This window comes from Pseudoalteromonas sp. SG43-4, from assembly GCF_014164325.1.
GTDB lineage: Bacteria > Pseudomonadota > Gammaproteobacteria > Enterobacterales > Alteromonadaceae > Pseudoalteromonas > Pseudoalteromonas distincta.
This window is the reverse complement of the sequence record NZ_JACJFB010000021.1, coordinates 1-3,566: the sequence shown is the minus strand read 5'-3', so window position 1 is coordinate 3,566 and position 3,566 is coordinate 1. Positions and strand designations below refer to the sequence as shown.

At 40.9% G+C, this 3,566-nt stretch carries 4 protein-coding genes and 1 tRNA gene; all 5 read right to left on the bottom strand.

What is annotated here, in order from left to right:
* Positions 1-76: 76 nt before the first annotated feature.
* Positions 77-152: transfer RNA gene (locus H5160_RS17045), tRNA-Lys, on the bottom strand.
* A 226-nt stretch (positions 153-378) separates the two neighbouring features.
* Positions 379-1,128 carry a tol-pal system protein YbgF gene (ybgF, locus tag H5160_RS17040; RefSeq protein WP_033021320.1) on the bottom strand — a complete coding sequence of 250 codons (750 nt, stop codon included), beginning with the start codon at positions 1,126-1,128 and terminating at the stop codon, positions 379-381.
* 13 nt (positions 1,129-1,141) lie between these two features.
* A complete protein-coding gene (gene pal, locus H5160_RS17035; protein ID WP_002960636.1) occupies positions 1,142-1,684 on the bottom strand; it encodes a peptidoglycan-associated lipoprotein Pal in 543 nt (180 codons plus the stop codon).
* A 34-nt stretch (positions 1,685-1,718) separates the two neighbouring features.
* Positions 1,719-3,077 carry a Tol-Pal system beta propeller repeat protein TolB gene (gene tolB / locus H5160_RS17030; protein ID WP_182738125.1) on the bottom strand — a complete coding sequence of 453 codons (1,359 nt, stop codon included), beginning with the start codon at positions 3,075-3,077 and terminating at the stop codon, positions 1,719-1,721.
* Positions 3,078-3,086: 9 nt separating this feature from the next.
* Positions 3,087-3,566 (bottom strand): cell envelope integrity protein TolA (gene tolA, locus H5160_RS17025; RefSeq protein ID WP_182733274.1); only part of this gene is annotated, 480 nt, incomplete at its 5' end.

Genomic DNA, 3,566 nt, shown 5'->3' with positions numbered 1-3,566 from the left:
TGACCCGCTCTGACGTTGCGTTTTATAACAACTTAGTATTGTACGTAAATCCGCCGATAAAAGACCATTCAAATAATGGTGGGTTATGATGGATTTGAACCATCGACCAATTGATTAAAAGTCAACTGCTCTACCAACTGAGCTAATAACCCGCTCTTTTTGTCGCATTTCGAGTGGGGTAACCATTCGTTTGCTGCGGGCGCTTATAATACTTATTTATAAAATGAGTGCAACCGAAATTGTCTCTTTTTTTAAGTTTTTATGTCTAGATGCACAAAATTAAACCGTTTGTGCTCAAACTACATGCAAATCCAAGATTCTTCGAGAGTTTCCATGTAGTTTGCTCGCCTTAACTAGAAATTTAATCGCTGGTGAACTTTAGTTTCCCAAACGATCAGTTGCTAGTTTTGCAGCGGTAGTACTTGGGTATTGATTGATAAGATCGCTCAATATTTTTTGTGCTTGCGCCGCTGAACCTTGATCTTGTAAAAGTGTGCCTAACTTTAGCATTGCATCAGGGCGTTTATTAGAATTTGGAAATTCGTTAACAACCACTTTAAAATGCTCCACCGCTTTTACGCCATCATTTTTAATAGTAAGCAACTGCCCTAACCAATAATGCGCGTTAGACGCATATACAGAGTTTGGATAGGTAGTCAAAAACGTTTGAAATTCAGGAATCGCTTGATCATAACGTTTATCTTTCATTATTAACGCAACAGCACGCTCGTACGCTTCATTTTCAGATAAGTCACTGCTGTAGCTCTGTGCATCGTTTGGCTGCGCCTGATCGACTACTGGAGCTGCTGTTGGCTGTGTATAAGCCTGGCTCACGCGGTTTTCAATCTCTTGATACAACTCACGCTGACGCTGCAGTACTTTTTCAAGTTTGTAGCTTTGCTCTTCAGTTACACCGCGAATTTGACTTACTTCGTCTTGTAACAAGTTAAGTTGTTGCTGTAACTCTACTTGTAAAAAGTTACGCGACTGCATCATATTCTCAAGCGACGCTAATCGCTTCTCAATACTTGATTGTGAACTTGCAGCTTCTGAAACAGGAGCGGGAGCAGCCATTAACTGGGTGCTCCCGCTCAATATCATGGCTGCCAAAATAATTTTCGGCTTCATAATATCTCTTATCTTAGTAAACTAGTACCGCACGGCGGTTTTTAGCGAAAGCTGATTCAGTGCGAGATTTAACCATTGGCTTCTCTTCACCGTAGCTTACCACTGACATTTGGCTAGCTGAAACACCTAAGCTTAATAGGTATTTTTCAACTGCTTGGCCACGGTGCTCACCTAGTGCAATGTTGTACTCTGGAGTACCGCGCTCATCTGCGTGGCCTTCAATTAGTACTTTAACTGATGGGTTTTGAACTAAAAACTCAGCATGTGCACGAAGTAAATCAGCGTACTTACCTTCAACAGTCGCTTTATCAAAGTCAAAGTAAATTACTTGCTCTTGACGAAGTGCTTCGTACTTTTGACGAAGTTGCTCTTCTGCTTGTTGCTCAGGAGAGATTGTAGCTACTTCAACTGTATCAGTGTTAGTTGATTGCTCAACAACGCCTTGATTTGATTGGTTTGCAGCACCTTCATCAATATCAGAAGATGAGCTACAAGCGGCTAATGTCATTACTGGCACAGCAATTAGCAGGCCTTTAAGTATTTTGTTAAGTTGCATTGAGTAGATTCCTATTTTGAGTAAACCAGTAATATTACTGTAAGTATGGCGACCAAGCTGGTGCCTTTACTTGTCCGTCTAGCACAGGTAACCGTGCTTTAAAGCGGCCGTCCATCGATACTAGCGCAAGTACCTGTTTATTATTATGGAGCGTGCTGTATATAATCATCGAACCATTTGGCGCTATGCTCGGTGATTCATCTAGGCGTGTTCTCGTTAATACTTGAAACGCACCTGTAGCCAGCTCTTTCTTAGCAAGATGGTACTGCCCGTTGGTACGGTTAACCATCACTAATTCTTTTCCATCTGGTGTTATAGAACCAGCAAGGTTCATATCACCATCAAAGGTGAGTCGTTGTGACCTACCTGTTTTTAAATTTAACTTATAAATCTGAGCATTACCACCCCTTTCAGATGTAAACACAATATCTTGGCCATTAGGGTACCAAGATGGCTCAGTATCTATGCTACGATGATTTGTTAAGCGTGTTTCTTTACGTGTAGCAAGGTCAAGCATGTAAACTTCTGTCGCACCCGTCTTATCCTTAGAAAGCACTAATAATAGCTTTTTACCATCTGGCGAAAACTGCGGTGCACCATTAATACCACGGTAGCTTGCTATTATTTCACGCTTACCTGTGTATATATCTTGAATGTAAATTTGGCTTTGACGGTTTTCAAACGTTACATACGCTAGTTTAGTACCATTCGGTGACCATGCTGGCGACATTAATGGTTCTTTTGAACGAAGTAACACCTGTTCGTTAAAACCATCGTAATCAGCAACGACTAGCTGATAAGGTTTAGCCTCGTTATCACGTACTATTACATATGCAATTTTAGTTAAAAACGCGCCCTTTTCACCCGTTAGCTTTTCATAAATAACATCACTGATTCGATGAGAGTAACGGCGAAAACCACTCTCGCCAATAACACTTTCACGCGCTTCTAAAATATGATCTTGGCTTTTAACTAACTTACCGTTACTCATCATTTGCGTATTGCCACCGGTAATTTGGCCGCGAATCACATCAACTAATTCATAACGAACTAAATAACGCCCATCAGTTTGTTGTTCAACCTCACCAACAAGAACAGCTTCAACACCTTTATTAACCCAAGACGCATAATCAATTTCGCCATCTTTACTTGGCTGTTGCGGCATTTGCGCCACATCAACAGGTTTAAACTTACCACTGCGCATTAAATCGGCAGCAATAACACCACTTAGCTTTTCAGGAATAGGACCAACACCTTGGTATTTAAAAGGTACAATGGCAATAGGCCTTGCACCGTCTACACCTTCTGTTATTACAATTTCAAGCGCTGCATTAGCAACACCCGTAAACCCAAACAGTAAAACTAAACAGGCTATTTTTATTTTGTTGAACATATCATTCCTTTAAAATTCTGGCTTGATTGTTAAATTAATATTCTTAAGTTTTTCGAATACGTCTTTATCTTTAGATACCGGTAATGTGTCAGCCATTCGCACTGCTCTTAATGCAGCTTCACATACTAACTTGTCGCCACCTAATGATTTAACTTGCGTTACTAAACCATTAAAGCCCAAACGAATATTAACTCGGCACTGTTGGTTTTTCATTTTTTCATCAATCAGTAAGTTTTGCTGAATACGCGCCATAATTAATGCACGGTACTTATCAACTTCGCTCACCACTTGTTGCTGACGTATTTTACTACGGGCAGCCTGCTCTTTGGCAAGTTGCTCTTGTAACATTTGCTCTTGCATTGCTTGCTGGCGTTTACGTTCGGCCTCAGCAGCACGCTCTTTTGCTTCCTCTTCACGCTTTTTGCGCTCAGCTTCTGCTTTTTTAAGCGCTTCTTCTTCAGCTTTGCGTTTGTCAGCTGCTGCTTTTGC